Raw genomic sequence first — 17,207 nt, 5'->3', positions numbered from 1 at the left:
GTATCGTGCAACCGTCTCACCGTCTGTGACCGCCTGGGCTCGACGCCCGTGAACGCGCTCCGAGTCGGTCAGCTTCGGGCGCGGCGGACGCCCGCGGCCAGATCCGACACCACTGCGGCGACGGCGTCCTGGCCCTTCTCCACGGCCGCGACGATGGCCGAGCCGACGATCACGCCGTCGGCGTAGGCCCCGATCTCCGCTGCCTGATCGCCGTCGCGGACGCCGAGTCCGACACCGATCGGGATGTCGGAGTACTCGCGGACCCGCGCGCACAGTTCGGGCGCCGCATTGGAGACCGTGTCGCGTGCGCCGGTGACGCCCATGGTCGAGGCCGCGTAGACGAAGCCGCGGCAGTTGTCGAGCGTCATCGCCAGACGCTCGGGAGTGGACGACGGCGCCACCAGGTAGATCCGGTCGAGATCGTGTGCGTCCGACGCCGCGTGCCATTCGGCCCCCTCGTCGGGGATGAGGTTCGGCGTGATCAGTCCGACGCCGCCCGCAGCGGCGAGATCGCGGGCGAAGGCGTCGACGCCGTACTTGAGGACCAGGTTCCAGTAGGTCATGACCACGGGCTGTGCGCCGGCCGAGGCGACGGTCTCGGCGGCGGCGAAGACGTCGCGGACACGGCAGCCGTTCTCCAGTGCCTTCTGTGCCGCCTGCGCGACGGTCGGGCCGTCCATGACCGGGTCGGAGTACGGGATGCCGATCTCCACGATGTCGCATCCGGCCTCGACCATGGTCCGCAACGTCGTCAACGAGTCGGCCACGGTCGGGTAGCCGACCGGCGTGTAGCCGATCAGCGCCGGACGGTTGTCCGCCTTGCACGCCGCGAACGTGGCTCCCAGCCGGGAGTCGGGGGCGGGCTTGCTCATCGAGCGTTCTCCTTTGCGGCTGCGGCGAGGCGGGCGGCGTACTCGGTCTCCGACGGCGGCTTCTCGAAGAGATCGAACCAGCGGGCCGCTGTCTCCACGTCCTTGTCGCCGCGGCCCGAGAGGCTCACGATGATGACCGCGCCTTCACCGAGTTCCCGGCCGAGGCGGAGAGCACCGGCGACGGCGTGGGCAGACTCGATGGCCGGGATGATGCCCTCTTTGCGCGAGAGCAGTGCGAGCGCCTCCATGGCCTCATCGTCGTTGATCGGCCGGTACTCGGCCCGTCCGATCTGCTGCAGATGCGCGTGCTCCGGCCCGACGCCGGGGTAGTCGAGTCCCGCCGAGATGGAGTGGGACTCGATGGTCTGCCCGTCCTCGTCCTGCAGGAGGTACGAGTAGGCGCCCTGGAAGGCGCCGGGAGATCCGCCCGCGAAGGTCGCGGCGTGCCGTCCGGTCTCGACGCCGTCGCCGCCGGCCTCGAATCCGACCATGCGGACGCCCTCGTCGTCGATGAACGGATGGAACATGCCGATCGCGTTCGATCCACCGCCGACGCAGGCGGTGACCGCGTCGGGCAGGCGCCCGATCTTCTCGAGGATCTGCACCCGCGACTCCAGGCCGATGATCCGCTGGAGGTCGCGGACGATCATCGGGAACGGATGCGGGCCGGCGGCCGTGCCGAAGCAGTAGTACGTGGTGTCGGCATTGGTCACCCAGTCGCGCAAGGCCTCGTTGATCGCGTCCTTCAGCGTCGCCGAACCGGTCTCGACGGCGACCACGGTGGCGCCGAGAAGACGCATGCGGGCGACGTTGAGTCCCTGCCGCTCGGTGTCGACGCGTCCCATGTAGACCAGGCATTCCAGGCCGAGCAGGGCGCAGGCCGTCGCTGTCGCCACTCCGTGCTGGCCGGCGCCGGTCTCGGCGATGACGCGGGTCTTGCCCATCTTCTTCGCCAGGAGCGCCTGGCCGAGGACGTTGTTGATCTTGTGCGAGCCGGTGTGGTTCAGATCCTCCCGCTTGAGGAACAGACGTGCGCCGCCCGCGTCCTCACGCAGCCGCTCGGCCTCGTACAGCGGTGACGGACGACCGGTGTAGTCGCGTTGCAGCCGGTCGAGTTCGTTGAGGAAGTCGGTGTCGACGCGCAGCTTCTCGTAGGTCGCGGTGACCTCCTCGATCACCGCCATCAGCGCCTCGGGGACGTGGCGTCCGCCGAAGTCGCCCCAGTGGCCTCGATCGTCGGGGCCGATCGGGTGGACGTCGGAGACGCCGTCGCTGGCCTTGGGGAACGCCGTGCCAGTCGACATGCGCTGGGCGGCTTCGGGATTGTCTGTCACGTCTTCAGTATCCTCATCGTTCGATCCCGGCGGCAACTGGATTTACCGCTCGCCCCGAGCCCCGCCGAGAACAGCGGGGGCGGGGTCGTCAGTGCTGTTCGCCGGCCGTCAGCGCGACGGTTTGGGGCACGACGGGTGCGAGCCCGCCGTCACCAGGTCGGCCACCGCGAGCCGCGGATCGCCACTGGTCACGACGCCTTCGCCGACCAGGATCGCGTCAGCGCCGGCCCCTGCGTAAGCCAGCAGGTCCGCGGGCCCGCGCACGCCGGACTCGGCCACCTTGATGGTGCTCGACGGGAGCCCGGGGGCGATGCGCGCGAAGCAGTCGCGGTCCACTTCCAGAGTCTTCAGGTTGCGGGCGTTGACGCCGACGACCTTGGCCCCGGCCTCCAGCGCGCGGTCGGCCTCCTCCTCGGTGTGCACCTCGACGAGGGCCGTCATGCCCAGCGACTCCGTGCGGTCGAGGAGCGAGGCGAGGACCTGCTGCTCCAAGGCGGCGACGATCAGCAGGATGACGTCCGCTCCGTGTGCGCGCGCCTCGTGGATCTGATACGGCCCGACGATGAAGTCCTTGCGGAGGATCGGGATGTCGATCGCCGCACGCACCGCGTCGAGGTCGGCGAGCGACCCGCCGAAGCGGCGTTCCTCGGTGAGGACGCTGACGATGCGAGCGCCGCCGTCCTCGTACGCCTTCGCCAGATCGGCCGGGTCGGGGATGTTCGCGAGCCGGCCCTTGGAGGGACTCGACCGCTTCACTTCGGCGATGACCGCGATATCGGTCTGACTCAGCGCCGCCATCGCATCTCGCGGCGCCAGCGCCGCTGCCGCGGCCTTCTTGACTGCGGCGAGATCGAGGACCGATTCGCGCGCGGCGACGTCAGCCTTGACTCCCTCGATGATCGAATCGAGCACTGACTGGTTGCTCACGACTATCGGCCCCTTTCACTGCGTGCATCAAGAGTAAGCACCACCGCGGGAGACCGGGAGGCTGGGGTCGCTTCACCCGTGATCCACGTCGCGAACAGGCCCGCGACCGCCGGTCCTCAGCGGGTGGGACCGGCGTCGTCGGCGGAGTGATCCGCCGGGTCGTCGGTGGGGTCGATCCCCTCGTCGAGCGAGTCCCACAGCAATCGCTCGTTGGGCGCGGGAGCGGCTGGTTCGCCCGCTGCCGCGGCCCGCTCGCGCTCGGTGAAGATCTGCCGTTCGAGTTCGTCGCGGCGGGCGGCGGGCGCCGAGTACTTCGACGACATGCCGCCCTGGTTGGCCGTTCGGGCCATCGCAACCGCGCCGAGCACCGCACAGATCGCCGAGGCGATCACCAGGTATCCGGGGGTGGACTCGGTGGGAATGCCGTCCACCACGGCTCGCGCCGGGACGTCGACCATCTGCACGATGTAGAGATTGTCCTCGCCCTCGGTGAGCAGGGAGATGGCCGGAATGACGGCGACACCGCCGCCGATCGCCACCAGGATCGCGACGATGCGCAGGGCCCAGCCGCGCAACGCGAACTGCGCGATGACGGCGGCGGCCATCGCGATCGCCACCGGTGTGAGCCACGGACTCCAGTCCGAGCCGTGCACCGTGAACTCGCGGGCCGGTCCCAGATCCGGTGCCACGAGGATCGTGGCCCACTGCATCCGGGACGCAGCCCAGAGGCCGAGTGCGGCCAGCAGGATCAGCACCGAGGCGATCGCCTGCCACCGCCGGTTGACGGGCCGCGCAGCCGTGGCCGGCTCCTCGGGGGTCTGCTGCTCGGGGGTCTGCGGATTGCTCATGGGGTCTCCTCCCCCGCCACCGGGCGCATGGTGCCGGCGGCGGCTACTGCGGCGAGCACCGCCGACGCCTTGTTGCGCGCCTCGTTGAACTCGTACTCGGCGTCGCTGTCGGCGACGACTCCGCCGCCGGCCTGGACGTAGGCGGTGCGGCCGGACATCAGTGCCGTCCGGATCGCGATCGCGGTGTCGGCGTTGCCTGCGAAATCGAGATATCCGACGACGCCCCCGTACAGTCCGCGGCGGGTGATCTCGTTGGCCTCGATCAATTCCATCGCCCGGACCTTCGGCGCCCCGGTGAGGGTTCCCGCCGGGAAGCAGGCGGTCACCGCATCGAGCGCCTGCTTGTCGTCGCGAAGAGTTCCGGAGACCGTGGACACCAGGTGCATCACGTGGCTGTAGCGCTCCACTCGGCGGTAGTCCGTGACGCGGACGGTGCCCGGCTCGCATACCCGGCCCAGATCGTTGCGGCCCAGGTCGACCAGCATCAGATGCTCGGAGTTCTCCTTCTCGTCCTCGAGCAGGCCCTTCGCGAGCAACTGGTCCTCCGCCTCGGTGGCACCGCGCCAGCGCGTGCCCGCGATCGGGTGTGTGGTGGCCACCCGATCGGTGACGGTGACCAGTGCCTCGGGCGAGGATCCGACGATCGTGAACGGCTCCCGGTCGACGCCCGGCATCCGAAGCAGGTACATGTACGGGCTCGGATTCGACGCGCGCAGGACGCGGTACACGTCGAGCGGATCGGCGTCGGTGTCGATCTCGAAGCGCATCGACGGCACCACCTGGAACGCCTCACCCGCCTCGATCTGTCCGACCAGACCCTCGACGATCTCGCGGTAGTCGTCCAGCGAGCGCTGCGAGCGGTAGTCGGGCGCGGGCCTGTCGAAGGTCGAGACGGTGGAGGGAGCCGGGGCGGCCAGCGCCCGGGTCATCGCATCCAGCCGCGCGACGGCGTCGTGGTAGGCCTCTTCGGCGCGCTCGTCGCTGCCGTCCCAGTTCACGGCGTTCGCGATCAGGGTGATCGTGCCCTCGTGGTGGTCGAAGGCGGCGAGATCGGCCACCAGCAGCCAGAACATGTCGGGGAGCCGCAGGTCGTCGACCGTCTGTTCCGGAAGCCGCTCCAGGCGGCGCACGAAGTCGTAGGCCATGAAGCCGACGAAGCCGCCGGTCAGCGGGGGCATCCCGTCGAGCGGATCGGTCTGCAGCAGCCGCAACGACTCGTCGAGCGCCGCAACCGGATCGCCGCCCACCGGAGCTCCCGCGGGGACGTCGCCCCACCAGTGCGCCTGCCCGTCGGCGACGGTCAGGGCCGAACGGGTGCCCGCGCCGATGAACGACCAGCGCGACCACGAGGCGCCGTTCGGCGCGGATTCGAGCAGGAAGGTGCCTTCGCGGAGACCGCCGCCGGCCCCCGGCTCGGCTGCCAGCTTCCGGAACGCCGACAGCGGTGTCTCTGAGTCGGCGAGGACCTTGCGGGTCACCGGGACCACTCGGTGGTCGCGGGCCAGATCGAGGAAGGTGGCGAGCGGGGTCGTGCTCGCGGAGTTGTCTGCGGTGCTCATCGTGCCCGTCACCCCAGCGGCTCTCCGCCGACGCCCCAGTGCTGGCGCGGCACTTCGGTGATCGTCACCCACACCGAGTCGGGATTCTTGCCCGTCGCTTTTGCGTACGCCTCGGTGACCGCGGCGATCGTCTCGCGCTTCACGCGGTCGGAGAGACCCGGCGTCTGGGATATCTGAATCAGCGGCATCGCGTCACCGTTCCTGGTCGTCGGTTCGCGCGGGTTCGGCAGGCACCCCGAACTCCAGCGGCTCGGTGTCGAAGCAACTGTGATTGCCGGTATGGCAGGCCGCACCCGTCTGGTCGACGGTCAGCAGCAGGGTGTCGCCGTCGCAGTCGATCCGGATGTCGTGGACGTACTGGGTGTGCCCGCTGGTCTCGCCCTTGACCCAGTACTCCCCGCGGGACCGCGAGTAGTAGGTGGCCTTGCGGGTCGCGAGCGTCCGCTCCAGGGCTTCGTCGTCCATCCAGGCCATCATCAAGACGATGCCGGTGGACCGTTCCTGCGCGATCGCGGCGAACAGACCGTCGTCGTTTCGCTTCAACGTGGCTGCGAGCTCTGCGGGCAGCGCCATGATTCTCCCTCTTCTCGAACGTGTGCGGCCGGTGACGGTCTCAGCGCACCACGATGTGCTCGGCGCGCATCGCGTCCTTGACTTCGCCGATCGTCATGTCGCCGAAATGGAACACCGAAGCGGCCAGAACGGCGTCCGCGCCGGCTTCGACAGCCGGTGCGAAGTCGGCGACCTCGCCCGCACCGCCGCTGGCGATGATGGGGATGGTGACCGCGTCGCGCACGGCCCGGATCATCGCGATGTCGAATCCGGCCTTGGTGCCGTCGGCGTCCATCGAGTTCAGCAGGATCTCACCGACGCCGAGTTCCTGCCCGCGGCGAGCCCATTCGACGGCGTCGATGCCGGTGCCCCGGCGACCGCCGTGAGTGGTGACCTCCCAACCAGACGGCGTCGCCTCGCCGCCCTCGGGCACCGTCCGCGCGTCCACCGACAGCACGATGCACTGAGAACCGAACCTCCGGCTCATCTCGCTCAGCACGTCGGGCCGTGCGATGGCGGCCGTGTTGACGCTCACCTTGTCGGCGCCCGCGCGCAGCATGGTGTCGACGTCGTCGACGGTGCGGATGCCGCCGCCGACGGTCAGCGGGATGAAGATCGCGTCGGCGGTGCGCCGCACCACGTCGAGCATGGTGCCGCGGCCCGCACTGGACGCCGTGACGTCGAGGAAGGTCAACTCGTCGGCGCCCTCGGCGTCGTAGCGCTCCGCGAGTTCCACCGGGTCCCCGGCATCACGCAGATTCTCGAAATTGACGCCCTTCACCACTCGCCCGTCGTCGACGTCCAGACACGGGATGACGCGGACTGCCACGCTCACGGGTGAGTCTCCTTGCTGTTGGTTCGTTCTCGACTGCCGAGGTCCCGGTCGGCGAACTGATCCGGCATCGCCTCGCCGATCACCTCGAGCAATTGTCCATGAAGCAGGCGATTGCCCGCGACGAGCGACGTGGACTGGACGGTCCACGGGTCGCCCGCGAGGTCGGTCACGACGCCTCCCGCGGCGCGCATCAGCGCCGCGCCGGCCGCGTTGTCCCACGCCTTCGCGCTGAACGACACCGCGCCGCCGAACACGCCGGCCGCCGCATACGCGATGTCGGTGCCGGTGGAGCCGGTCATCCGCAGCCGGCCGGCACGGTAGCTGAGGCGGCGCTGCAACTCAGCGCGCCCGGCGCCCGGGACCTCGCCGCGCGCTCGCGCGTTGAACGACCCGAAGCCGATGACGGCCGATTCCAGCGGGCTGTCGGGCACGGGCTCGGCCGCCTCCCCGTCGATGATCAGCGGACCGCCGATATGACCGGCGAAGCGCTGGCCGACCAGCGGGAGTCGGGTGAGCCCGAGCACCGGCACACCGTCGACGGCGAGCGCCAGCAGCATCGCGGCGATCGGCATCCCCACCGAATAGTTGAAGGTCCCGTCGATCGGATCGAGAATCCACATCGCGCCGTCGTCGGGGGCCGGGCCGCCGAACTCCTCGCCGTGGACCTCGATGCCCGTCCGTCGCTCGAGCTTCTCGGCGATGCTGCGCTCCAGCGCGAGATCGACGTCGGTGGCGAAGTCGCCACGGCCCTTCGCGTGCGTGCCCGGCGAGCCCAGCCCGTCGACGAACAGCCCGGTGACCTCGTCGAGCACCGATTCCCCGGCAGCCAGCAGCTGCGGGTAGTCGCGTGCGTCGACGGCATCGGTCACGGCCGGTTCACCGGCTCCCGGCGCCCGCGACGGCGTCGAGCGCCTCGCGCAGTGTGAAGCGGCCCGCGTACAGGGCCTTGCCAACGATGGCGCCCTCCACGCCCAGCGCGGTCAGCTCGGCGATCGCGAGCAGGTCGTCGATCTGCGAGATGCCGCCCGAGGCCACGACGGGCGAGTCGGTGGCGCGGGCCACCTGTTCCAGCAGTTCCAGATTGGGTCCGCTCAGCGTGCCGTCCTTGCTGACGTCGGTGACGACGTACCGCGCACAACCGTCGTTGTTCAGGCGCTCCAGGGTCTCCCACAGGTCGCCGCCCTCGGTGACCCAGCCGCGGCCGCGCACCGTGTACGAGGAGCCGTTGCGCGTCACGTCGAGTCCCACGGCGATCTTGTCTCCGTACTCGGCGATCGCGCGTGCGCACCAGGCGGGGTTCTCGATGGCGGCGGTGCCGAGATTGACCCGCGTGCACCCGGTCGCCAGCGCGGCGGCGAGCGAGGCGTCGTCGCGGATGCCGCCGGACAGCTCCACCTTCACGTCCACTGCGGCGGCCACCTGGGCGAGCAGCTCACGGTTGTCGCCGCGGCCGAACGCCGCGTCGAGATCTACGAGATGCAGCCACTGGGCGCCGTCCCGCTGCCAGGCCAGCGCAGCGTCGCGCGGTGAGCCGTAGGAGGTCTCCGATCCGGCCTCGCCCTTGACCAGGCGAACCGCCTGACCGTCGACCACGTCGACGGCCGGGAGGAGTTCGAGGATGCCCATCAGTTCAGTTTCGCTTTCGGTGTGTACGGTGCCGGCCGCACGTTGTCGTGTCGCGGGGTCGACATGTTTGTGGGGGTGCTGTGGAGGCGCCGTGTCGCGGGTGTCCGGGCGCGAGCGTCCACCGTCCGGTGCCGTCGGAGCCGGTCACTTCTCCTGTGTTCGCCTGCGTTCCAACTCCGCCCGGCGGGCGTCGATCTCCCGCTGCACGCCGGCCAGCATCCGGCGCGAGACGAGGGCGATCGCGACCACCATCAGCACGATGGCGGCGAGGGCGACGCACAGCGCGGCGGTCGGGTACGGTCGCGCCAGCGACAGCACGATCGGCAGCATCACCGCGAGCACCAGCACGCCCGCACCGAGCGAATAGAACACCAGTCTCGCGAACGAGAACTGCTGTGCCGCTTCGCTTGTCTCTTTCACTTACGCGATCCCCCCGATCCAGTTCCGCAGCAGCTCGGCGCCGACGTCACCGGACTTCTCGGGATGGAACTGCGTGGCCGAGAGCGGACCGTTCTCGACCGCGGACAGGAACCGTCCACCGTGCTCGGACCAGGTGAGTTTCGGCGTCTGTATCGGCGAACCCGCCGAATCCATCTCCCACGTCTGCGCGGCGTAGGAGTGAACGAAGTAGAAGCGTGCGTCGTCGTCGATACCGTCGAAGAGCACCGAGTCGTCCGGTGCGTCGACGGTGTTCCAGCCCATGTGCGGGAGCACCTCCGCCGGCAGTCTGGTCACCGAACCCGGCCACTCGCCGCAGCCCTGCGTGTCGACGCCGAACTCGACGCCGTGACTGAACAGGATCTGCATCCCCACGCAGATTCCGAGCACCGGCCGCCCGCCCGCCAGCCGGCGTCCGATGATCCGATCGCCCCGGACCGCCTTCAACCCGGCCATGCAGGCCGCGAACGCACCGACGCCGGGCACCACCAGTCCGTCGGCACCGATCGCGGTCTCGAAGTCGGACGTGATCTCGACCTGCGCTCCGGCTCGCTCCAGCGCTCGCTGCGCCGAGCGCAGGTTGCCCGAACCGTAGTCGAGGAGCGCGACGCGCGGTGAACTCACAGGGCGCCCTTCGTCGACGGGATGCCCGAGGTCCGCGGATCCGGTTCGACAGCCTCGCGCAGTGCTCGCGCGACGGCCTTGAACTCGGCCTCGGTGATGTGGTGCTGGTCGCGGCCGTACAGCACGCGGACGTGCAGGGCAATGCGGGCGTTGAGCGCGATCGATTCGAACGCATGACGGTTGAGGACGGTCGCGTACGACACGACCGGCTTGTCGCCGCCGGAATAGCCGCCGATCACGGCGGTCAGCATGTGATCGGGTTCGCCGGTGTGCACGCAGTACGGTCGGCCCGAGACGTCCACGATGGCCTGGGCGAGCGTCTCATCCATCGGGATCCAGGCGTCGCCGAACCGGCGGATGCCCTTCTTGTCGCCGAGAGCCTGCCCGATGGCCTGTCCCAGCACGATGCAGGTGTCCTCCACCGTGTGGTGCGCCTCGATCTCGATGTCGCCCTTCGCGTGCACGGTGAGGTCGAAGCTGCCATGCGCACCGAACGCGGTGAGCATGTGGTCGAAGAACGGCACCGAGGTGTCGATGTCGGTCCTGCCGGTGCCGTCGAGGTTGATCTCGACGGTGATCGACGACTCGCGCGTGGTGCGCTCGACGCGGGCGATCCGGGGTTCGTGCTGCGCTGTTGTCACTGCTGCTACTGCTGCTTTCGGTCGGTATCGGCCAGTTCCGCGCTGACGGCCAGGAAGGCGTCGTTCTCGGCTGGTAGTCCAATGGTCGCACGCAGGTGCCCGGGGATGCCGACATCCCTGATCAGGACACCGCGGTCGAGGTAGCGCTGCCAGGTGGCGGGAGCGTCCGCGAACTCGCCGAAGAGGATGAAGTTCGCATCCGACGGCGTCACCGCGTATCCCATACCCGTGAGCGCGGCGGCCACGCGGTCGCGTTCGGCGGCGATCGCGGCGACCGCACCGAGCGTTTCCGACGAGTGCTGCAGGGCCGCCCGCGCGGCGGCCTGCGTCAGCACCGACAGGTGGTACGGCAAGCGCACCAGAAGCAGCGCCTCGATCATGGCCGGCGCCGCGGCCAGATAGCCGAGCCGGCCGCCCGCGAAGGCGAACGCCTTGCTCATGGTCCGCGACACGATCAGCTTGCTGCCGAACTCGTCGATCAGCGAGACCGCGCTCGGCTGCGACGAGAACTCGCCGTAGGCCTCGTCGACGATCACGATGCCGGGGGCCGCGTCGAGGAGACGCCGCAGATCGGCGATCGCGACGCTCCCGCCGGTCGGATTGTTCGGCGAGGTCACGAAGACGATGTCGGGCCGGTGCTCGGCGATCGCTGCGACGGCCTGCTCCACGTCCAGAGAGAAGTCGTCCGCGCGATGAGCGGGGCCCCACTGCGTCTGCGTGCCGTCGGCGATGATCGGGTGCATCGAGTACGACGGCACGAAGCCCATCGCCGTGCGCCCGGGCCCACCGAAGGCCTGCAGGATCTGCTGGAGGATCTCGTTGGAGCCGTTGGCCGCCCACACGTTGTCGACCGACAGTTCCACGCCCGTGGCCGCGCTGAGGTACGCGGCGAGGTCCGAACGCAGGCCCACCGCATCCCGATCCGGGTATCGGTGCAGATCCTCGGCCGCGGCGGCGACCGCCTTCGCGACGTCGTCGATCAGCGCACGACTCGGCGGGTGCGGGTTCTCGTTGGTGTTCAGCACCACCGGAACCTGAAGCTGCGGTGCTCCGTACGGCGACTTCCCGCGCAGCGAGTCGCGCAACGGGAGGTCGGCGAGACCGACGGACCGGCCCGGACCGGTCACCGTGCTCCCCCGAACCTGGCCTGGACCGCCTCGCCGTGCGCGGGAAGGTCTTCGGCGTTCGCCAGCGTCACGACGCGGTCGGCGATCTCCGCGAGCGCGTCGCGGTCGTAGTCGATCACATGCACTCCGCGCAGGAACGTCTGCACCGACAGGCCGGAGGCGTACTTGGCCGAGCCGGACGTCGGCAGAACGTGGTTGGAGCCCGCGCTGTAATCACCGAGGCTCACCGGCGAATAGGTACCGACGAAGATCGCGCCGGCGCTGGTCACTCTGTCGGCCACGGCCTGCGCGTCACGCGTCTGGATCTCCAGGTGCTCGGCCGCGTACGCGTCGACGACAGCCAGCCCGGCGTCGATGTCGTCCACCAGGACCACCCCGGACTGCGGACCGGCCAGCGCGGTCTTGACGCGCTCGGAGTGCTTCGTGGCCGTCGCCGCGAGTTCCACGGCCTCGTCGACCGCATCGGCGAGCGCCTCGCTGTCGGTGACGAGCACCGCCGCCGCGAGGACGTCGTGCTCGGCCTGGCTGATGAGATCGGAGGCGACGACCGCGGGATCGGCGGAGTCGTCGGCCAGAATCGCGATCTCGGTGGGACCGGCCTCGGAGTCGATGCCGACCACGCCGCGCACGAGGCGCTTGGCCGCGGTGACGTAGATGTTGCCGGGACCGGTGATGAGATCGACCGGGTCCAGGACGCGGCCGTCGGTGTCGTCACCGCCGTAGGCCAGAAGCGCGATGCCCTGCGCACCACCGACGGCCCACACCTCGTCGACCCCGAGCAGGGCGCACGCGGCGAGGACGGTCGGGTGCGGCCATCCGCCGAAGTCGGCCTGGGCCGGAGACGCGACGACGAGTGAGCCGACACCCGCCTCCTGAGCCGGGACCACGTTCATGATCACGCTGGACGGGTAGACGGCGTTGCCTCCGGGAACGTACAGACCCACGCGGCGCACCGGGATCCACTTCTCAGCGACGGTTCCGCCGGGCACCACCTGGGTGACCGAGGTCTGGCGTCGCTGGTCTGCGTGCACCAGGCGAGCGCGACGGATCGACTCCTCCAGGGCATCGGCGACCGCGCCGTCGAGGTCGGCCCGCGCCTTGGCGATCACCTCCGCCGGGACGCGGACTGACGCCGGGCGGACCCTGTCGAACTTCTCGGTGTAGTCGAGGGCCGCGGTGGCACCATGCTCAGCGACCGCTTCGACGACGGGAGTGACCGTGGGCAGCACGGCGTTGACGTCGGTTCCGCCGCGCGGCAGCGCACGACGCAGTTGGCTCAGCGTCGGGGTGCTGCCTCGCAGGTCGGTTCGGGTGAGCATGTGTTCTCCACTCCGCTTTCGAGGACTTGAGGGCACTGTCCAGGATATGCGGTCGGTGCAAACCGTTTGCGCACCGGCCTCGGAGCCGAAGGCGACTGAACACTCCGCATGCGATTCAGGCCCGTTCGGCGGTCGACCTTCTCGTCGGGCCCGGCCGCCGCGCGGGGTCGCGCCGCATCGGCACGTGCGGAATCCCGTCCTCGACGAACTCCGGTCCGTCGGGGACGTATCCCCACCGTGAATACAGGCCCGCGAGGTGGGCCTGAGCGTCGAGAACACTCGGGCGGTCGGCGATGTAGGCGACGGCCCGATCCAGGAGGGCCCGCATCAACCCGGTGCCTCGGAGTTCGGGCCGCACGCAGGCCCGGCCGATCCGGTGCCGGGTCTCGCCGTCGGGAAGTCGGTCCAGCAGCACGCGCACAGTGGCGACCGGACTTCCGTCCACGGGGTCCGCGCACCAGAGGTGGAGAGTGGTGGGCTCCACATCCCGGCCGTCCAACTCGTGGTAGGCGCAGTCCTGTTCGACGACGAAGACCTCCTCGCGCAGTCGCAGCAGACCGTAGAACGTGATCGGGTCCAGTTCGGAGGCGGTCGAGGCGTACACGGTCGGCGTCATTCCACCGATGATGCCCGAACGTACGGACATCTAGGCTCGACCCATGACGAAGACGGCCCCCGGTGACGACTCGGTGGATGCGTATCTCGCTGCTGTCACGGACCAGCGGCGGCGGGACGACGCCCGGCTCGTGGTCCGACTGTTTCGGGAGATGACCGGTACCGAGCCGGTGATGTGGGGGTCGATGGTCGGTTTCGGCCGCCACCGCTATCAGACCGCGGACGGACGGTCGCACGAGACTTTCGCGGTCGGTCTCGCGGCCCGGCGACAGGCGCCACTGTTCGCCCCGATAGCGCTCGTCCATGGGCTGCCCGACAGGTCTGCGGCTTCTCTCACAGTTCTTGTCGGAGGTCGGCGGTATGATTCGAACATAGAAGCACAGCAGAAGTGTTCTCGGACACTGTGCAGGTGGAGGGGGTGGGTTCGATGGTCACGTCAGAAGTGCTGCCGGACGATCCGGCCGCCCTCGCCCGCCTGTTGGAGGCTGCGGCGACCAAGTTCGCGTCGCTGCCGCTGTCCGCGGTGACCGAAGACGCCCTGTTGGAAACCGTCGAGACCCTCGAGCGCACGCATCGTCGTCTCGACGGTGTCGACGCCGCGGTGCTGGTGGAGGTCTCCGACCGGGCCGTGTATCGCAAGGCGGGGTATTTGTCGGTGCATCAGTATTTGGCGCAGGGGTTGCGGCTCGGTGACGGTGCCGCCCGCCGCCGACGCCTCAGCGCCGCTGGCATCGGACGATTCACCGACCTGCAAGGACAAACCCACCCACCGGTACTGCCGGCGACCGCGGTCGCGGTCGGCGAGGGTGCGATCGGTGCCGACCACGTCCGCGAAATCGACGCCATCATGGACAAGATCCCCACCGCCATCGACGCATCAGTACGCGCGCGGGCCGAGGTGCAGTTGGCGTGGGTCGCGCGCGAGTTGAGTCCGGCCGGTGTCCGCACCGCCGGCATCCGACTGCTCGCGCACCTGGACCCGGACGGGACCGTCACCGACGAACGCGACCGCAAACGCCTGCGCGGCTTCACGATCCTGCCCCAAGATCTGCGGTTGATGAGCAAAGTCCGCGGCTACCTCACCCCGGCCCTGCGCGCGGAAATGGAAGCCGCACTGCCGTCGTGGGCCGCACCGGGAATGAACAACCCCGACGACCCCGACTCCCCGTCGGGGACCGTTGAGTCTGCCGACCCGGCCGCCCTCGCCGCCGCCGTCGAGCGCGATACCCGCACGCCCGGGCAGCGCACCCACGACGGTCTGCAGGCCCTGCTGCGCGCCTCCCGCACTGGTGTTGGGGGTGGTCGGCGGTCGGGTGATCTGGTCATCACCGTCACCGACCACGAGTTGGCCGAGCAGGCCGGGATCGCGTTGACCGCGACCGGGACCCGGGTGCCGGTCGCGGAGTTGATCGAAGTCGCCGCCACCGCAACCCCGCACCTGGCCGTCTTCTCCGCCCACACCGGACAAGCCCTCTACCTCGGACGAGGTCGTCGGCTCGCGTCGCGGGCACAGCGATTGATGCTCTTCGCCCGCGACCGCGGCTGCACCGCCCCCGGCTGCGACGCCCCGTTCACCCGGACGCAGGCCCATCATTTCCCGGACTGGGCCGACGGCGGACCCACCGACATCGACCACCTCGGCGCCGCATGCGGGCGTCACAATCGCTCCGTCGGCCCCCGCCCCGGGCAATGGCAGACGATGATCCTGATCGACGGACCCCACGCCGGCCGCGTCGTCTGGCGACCCAGCGGCAACACCAGGGACGGGACAAGACCGCCCGGATGGCGGATCAACCAAATCCACCACGCCGAACTCCTCCCGGACCACCAACCCCAGCCGCCGCCCGAACCCAGCGAATCCCGGATCGAGAACTACCTCGACACACTCCTGGCCGCCTGACCGGACACACCCGGCCGGGCACAGGAGTGCGCGAACACCGTCGGTCACATGTCCAAGCCGAAGTCGAGGACCGTGACCGAGTGGGTCAATGCCCCGACGGCGAGGTAGTCCACACCGGTCCTCGCGTAGTCCATCGCCGAGTCCAGTGCCAGTCCGCCTGATGATTCGAGCTTCGTCTCGGGCGACCGCGTGTCTCGGCGCTGCACCGCCATCTGCGTCTGCCACGGCTCGAAGTTGTCGAGCAGAACCAGCTGGGGCGCGAGCTCGAGGACCTCGTCGAGCTGCTCCAGCGAATCGACCTCCACCTCCACCGGAACATCCGGCGCCGCAGCGCGGACCGCTTCGAGCGCCTGCGCGACACCGCCCGCGGCGACCACGTGATTGTCTTTGATGAGCGCGGCATCACCGAGACCCATCCGATGGTTCACTCCGCCGCCCGCCCGGACCGCATACTTCTGCAGCGCGCGCATACCGGGCAGCGTCTTCCGCGAATCCCGGATCTGTGCACGCGTGCCGTCCACGGCGTCGACCCACGCAGCCGTCGCCGTGGCGATACCGGACAGATGGCACAGCAGGTTGAGGGCGGTACGCTCCGCGGTCAACAACGAGGTCGCCGGGGCACGCAGCGCGAGAGCGACCGACCCGGGTTCGACGCGCGAGCCATCGTCGAGTTGCTCGGTGACTACGTAGTTATCGCTCCCGATCACCTCGTCGAACACGGCCCGGACCACCGGCAGGCCGGCGACCACGCCGGGCTGGCGGGAGACGATCTTCGCGTCCGCGACCGTCTCCGGTGGCACGGTCGCCAGCGTGGTGATGTCGGGACCGTATCGAAGATCCTCCAGGAGTGCCGTGCGGATCAGAGCGATGAGTTCCTCGTCGACGACGAGATCCAGATCGCCGGTTGCCTGTTGCTGACCGATGAAGGAGTTCACTCCGCCTATTCTCCGCTACCGGGATTGCCGATCGCGATCATCCTCTCCACCGAGCGCCGTGCACGGGCGGCCACATCCGGAGCGACGTGGACTTCGTCCTTGCCCTCGGTGAGGCATCGCAGCAGCGCCGCCGGGGTGATCATCTTCATGTACGGGCAGGCTGCACGATCGTTGACCGGCTGGAAGTCGATCTCCGGCGCCGCACGACGCAGCTGGTGCAGCATGCCGACCTCGGTCGCCACCAGCACCTGCTTGGCGTGAGTGGCTCGCGCGGCGTCGATCATGCCGCCGGTGGAGAGGATCTTGACGCGCTCCTGCGGCACGACGCCCTCGCCCGACAGATAGAGCGCCGACGTGGCGCACCCGCACTCGGGATGAATGAACAGGTCGGCGCCGGGGTGACTCTCGGTCTGTTCGGTGAGTTCATCGCCGTTGATGCCGGCGTGCACGTGGCACTCGCCCGCCCAGATGTGAATGTTGTCGCGCCCCGTCTCACGCTTCACGTGGGCACCGAGGAACTGGTCCGGCAGGAACAGCACGTCCTTGTCCGGATCGATCGACGCGACCACGTCCACCGCGTTCGACGAGGTGCAGCAGATGTCCGTCAGTCCCTTCACCTCAGCGGTGGTGTTGACGTACGAGACGACGACCGCGTCCGGGAACTCAGCCTTCCAAGCGCGCAGGTCGTCCGCGGTGATCGAATCGGCGAGCGAGCAGCCCGCTCGCTCGTCTGGGATCAGTACCCGCTTCTCTGGACTCAGGATCTTGGCGGTCTCGGCCATGAAGTGCACACCGCAGAAGATGATCTCGTCCGCATCGGTCTCCGCGGCGATCCTCGACAGTGCGAGCGAATCGCCGACATGGTCGGCGATGTCCTGAATCTCGGGCAGCTGGTAATTGTGAGCCAGGATCGAGGCGTTGCGCGCCTTCGCCAGCCGCTTGATCTCCTCGGCCCACTCGGCCGTCGGCTCCACGCCGCCGTAGGCGGGCGGAATACCGTGGCGGGGGTCGGGCATGCCGAGTTCGGTCTCGGTCCGGGTGATCACGGTTCCAGT

Annotated in this window: 19 protein-coding genes; 1 reads left to right on the top strand and 18 read right to left on the bottom strand. The window is 69.4% G+C overall.

Translation table 11 applies throughout. From position 1 onward, the window contains the following. Window positions 1-68 precede the first annotated feature (68 nt). The 16 genes from trpA to ACE11G_RS07270 form a co-directional block, all read right to left on the bottom strand. On the bottom strand, window positions 69-872 hold the full coding sequence (gene trpA / locus ACE11G_RS07345) for a tryptophan synthase subunit alpha (RefSeq protein WP_006895391.1): 804 nt from the start codon (window positions 870-872) through the stop codon (window positions 69-71). After that, window positions 869-2,176: a tryptophan synthase subunit beta gene (gene trpB, locus ACE11G_RS07340; protein WP_260868701.1), complete on the bottom strand. Its 1,308-nt coding sequence runs from the start codon at window positions 2,174-2,176 to the stop codon at window positions 869-871. The genes trpA and trpB overlap by 4 nt, the downstream gene beginning before the upstream one ends. A gap of 138 nt (window positions 2,177-2,314) precedes the next feature. After that, on the bottom strand, window positions 2,315-3,133 hold the full coding sequence (gene trpC / locus ACE11G_RS07335; protein WP_375003984.1) for an indole-3-glycerol phosphate synthase TrpC: 819 nt from the start codon (window positions 3,131-3,133) through the stop codon (window positions 2,315-2,317). 116 nt (window positions 3,134-3,249) lie between these two features. Beyond that, on the bottom strand, window positions 3,250-3,981 hold the full coding sequence (locus tag ACE11G_RS07330; RefSeq protein ID WP_006895387.1) for a TIGR02234 family membrane protein: 732 nt from the start codon (window positions 3,979-3,981) through the stop codon (window positions 3,250-3,252). Then, complete coding sequence (locus ACE11G_RS07325) at window positions 3,978-5,540, bottom strand: anthranilate synthase component I (RefSeq protein WP_156479452.1); 1,563 nt, start codon at window positions 5,538-5,540, stop codon at window positions 3,978-3,980. Before ACE11G_RS07325 ends, ACE11G_RS07330 begins: the two co-directional genes overlap by 4 nt. 8 nt (window positions 5,541-5,548) lie before the next feature. Further along, window positions 5,549-5,728, bottom strand: a complete 180-nt coding sequence (locus ACE11G_RS07320) for a 4-oxalocrotonate tautomerase family protein (protein ID WP_006895384.1) — start codon at window positions 5,726-5,728, stop codon at window positions 5,549-5,551. A gap of 4 nt (window positions 5,729-5,732) precedes the next feature. After that, window positions 5,733-6,113, bottom strand: coding sequence for a phosphoribosyl-AMP cyclohydrolase (hisI, locus tag ACE11G_RS07315; protein ID WP_006895382.1), 381 nt, complete (start codon window positions 6,111-6,113; stop codon window positions 5,733-5,735). Between the two features lie 40 nt (window positions 6,114-6,153). Further along, window positions 6,154-6,927: an imidazole glycerol phosphate synthase subunit HisF gene (hisF, locus tag ACE11G_RS07310; RefSeq protein WP_006895381.1), complete on the bottom strand. Its 774-nt coding sequence runs from the start codon at window positions 6,925-6,927 to the stop codon at window positions 6,154-6,156. Continuing rightward, complete coding sequence (locus ACE11G_RS07305; protein WP_006895380.1) at window positions 6,924-7,796, bottom strand: inositol monophosphatase family protein; 873 nt, start codon at window positions 7,794-7,796, stop codon at window positions 6,924-6,926. Before ACE11G_RS07305 ends, hisF begins: the two co-directional genes overlap by 4 nt. A 7-nt stretch (window positions 7,797-7,803) precedes the next feature. Then, window positions 7,804-8,553 carry a bifunctional 1-(5-phosphoribosyl)-5-((5-phosphoribosylamino)methylideneamino)imidazole-4-carboxamide isomerase/phosphoribosylanthranilate isomerase PriA gene (gene priA, locus ACE11G_RS07300; protein ID WP_006895379.1) on the bottom strand — a complete coding sequence of 250 codons (750 nt, stop codon included), beginning with the start codon at window positions 8,551-8,553 and terminating at the stop codon, window positions 7,804-7,806. A gap of 144 nt (window positions 8,554-8,697) precedes the next feature. Beyond that, window positions 8,698-8,973 carry a hypothetical protein gene (locus ACE11G_RS07295; protein ID WP_006895378.1) on the bottom strand — a complete coding sequence of 92 codons (276 nt, stop codon included), beginning with the start codon at window positions 8,971-8,973 and terminating at the stop codon, window positions 8,698-8,700. Next, on the bottom strand, window positions 8,974-9,615 hold the full coding sequence (hisH, locus tag ACE11G_RS07290; protein WP_006895377.1) for an imidazole glycerol phosphate synthase subunit HisH: 642 nt from the start codon (window positions 9,613-9,615) through the stop codon (window positions 8,974-8,976). Beyond that, a complete protein-coding gene (gene hisB / locus ACE11G_RS07285; RefSeq protein WP_222111387.1) occupies window positions 9,612-10,256 on the bottom strand; it encodes an imidazoleglycerol-phosphate dehydratase HisB in 645 nt (214 codons plus the stop codon). Before hisB ends, hisH begins: the two co-directional genes overlap by 4 nt. 5 nt (window positions 10,257-10,261) lie before the next feature. Beyond that, window positions 10,262-11,383 carry a histidinol-phosphate transaminase gene (locus ACE11G_RS07280; RefSeq protein WP_375003983.1) on the bottom strand — a complete coding sequence of 374 codons (1,122 nt, stop codon included), beginning with the start codon at window positions 11,381-11,383 and terminating at the stop codon, window positions 10,262-10,264. Then, window positions 11,380-12,702, bottom strand: a complete 1,323-nt coding sequence (gene hisD / locus ACE11G_RS07275) for a histidinol dehydrogenase (protein ID WP_375003982.1) — start codon at window positions 12,700-12,702, stop codon at window positions 11,380-11,382. The genes ACE11G_RS07280 and hisD overlap by 4 nt, the downstream gene beginning before the upstream one ends. Window positions 12,703-12,817: 115 nt before the next feature. Beyond that, on the bottom strand, window positions 12,818-13,318 hold the full coding sequence (locus tag ACE11G_RS07270) for a GNAT family N-acetyltransferase (protein ID WP_045538837.1): 501 nt from the start codon (window positions 13,316-13,318) through the stop codon (window positions 12,818-12,820). 426 nt (window positions 13,319-13,744) lie between these two features. On the opposite strand from ACE11G_RS07270, the gene ACE11G_RS07265 reads away from it, so the two are divergent. Further along, complete coding sequence (locus tag ACE11G_RS07265) at window positions 13,745-15,217, top strand: DUF222 domain-containing protein (RefSeq protein ID WP_375003981.1); 1,473 nt, start codon at window positions 13,745-13,747, stop codon at window positions 15,215-15,217. A 44-nt stretch (window positions 15,218-15,261) separates the two neighbouring features. Here ACE11G_RS07265 and nadC read toward each other — a convergent pair whose 3' ends face one another. Next, a complete protein-coding gene (nadC, locus tag ACE11G_RS07260; protein ID WP_045540269.1) occupies window positions 15,262-16,152 on the bottom strand; it encodes a carboxylating nicotinate-nucleotide diphosphorylase in 891 nt (296 codons plus the stop codon). 5 nt (window positions 16,153-16,157) lie between these two features. Next, window positions 16,158-17,168, bottom strand: coding sequence for a quinolinate synthase NadA (gene nadA / locus ACE11G_RS07255; RefSeq protein ID WP_045540281.1), 1,011 nt, complete (start codon window positions 17,166-17,168; stop codon window positions 16,158-16,160). Window positions 17,169-17,207: the final 39 nt, after the last annotated feature.

This window comes from Gordonia sp. PS3, from assembly GCF_041950545.1.
Taxonomy (GTDB): Bacteria; Actinomycetota; Actinomycetes; order Mycobacteriales; family Mycobacteriaceae; genus Gordonia; species Gordonia sihwensis.
This window is presented reverse-complemented; position numbering and strand designations above follow the sequence as displayed.

Coding starts and splice junctions, on each gene's coding strand:
- ACE11G_RS07330 (WP_006895387.1), bottom strand. CDS start 3,981: ATGAGCAATCCGCAGACCCCCGAGCAGCAGACCCCCGAGGAGCCGGCC.
- hisI (WP_006895382.1), bottom strand. CDS start 6,113: ATGGCGCTGCCCGCAGAGCTCGCAGCCACGTTGAAGCGAAACGACGAC.
- ACE11G_RS07325 (WP_156479452.1), bottom strand. CDS start 5,540: ATGAGCACCGCAGACAACTCCGCGAGCACGACCCCGCTCGCCACCTTC.
- nadA (WP_045540281.1), bottom strand. CDS start 17,168: ATGCCCGACCCCCGCCACGGTATTCCGCCCGCCTACGGCGGCGTGGAG.
- trpA (WP_006895391.1), bottom strand. CDS start 872: ATGAGCAAGCCCGCCCCCGACTCCCGGCTGGGAGCCACGTTCGCGGCG.
- priA (WP_006895379.1), bottom strand. CDS start 8,553: ATGGGCATCCTCGAACTCCTCCCGGCCGTCGACGTGGTCGACGGTCAG.
- trpB (WP_260868701.1), bottom strand. CDS start 2,176: ATGTCGACTGGCACGGCGTTCCCCAAGGCCAGCGACGGCGTCTCCGAC.
- ACE11G_RS07270 (WP_045538837.1), bottom strand. CDS start 13,318: ATGACGCCGACCGTGTACGCCTCGACCGCCTCCGAACTGGACCCGATC.
- hisD (WP_375003982.1), bottom strand. CDS start 12,702: ATGCTCACCCGAACCGACCTGCGAGGCAGCACCCCGACGCTGAGCCAA.
- ACE11G_RS07320 (WP_006895384.1), bottom strand. CDS start 5,728: ATGCCGCTGATTCAGATATCCCAGACGCCGGGTCTCTCCGACCGCGTG.
- ACE11G_RS07265 (WP_375003981.1), top strand. CDS start 13,745: ATGGTCACGTCAGAAGTGCTGCCGGACGATCCGGCCGCCCTCGCCCGC.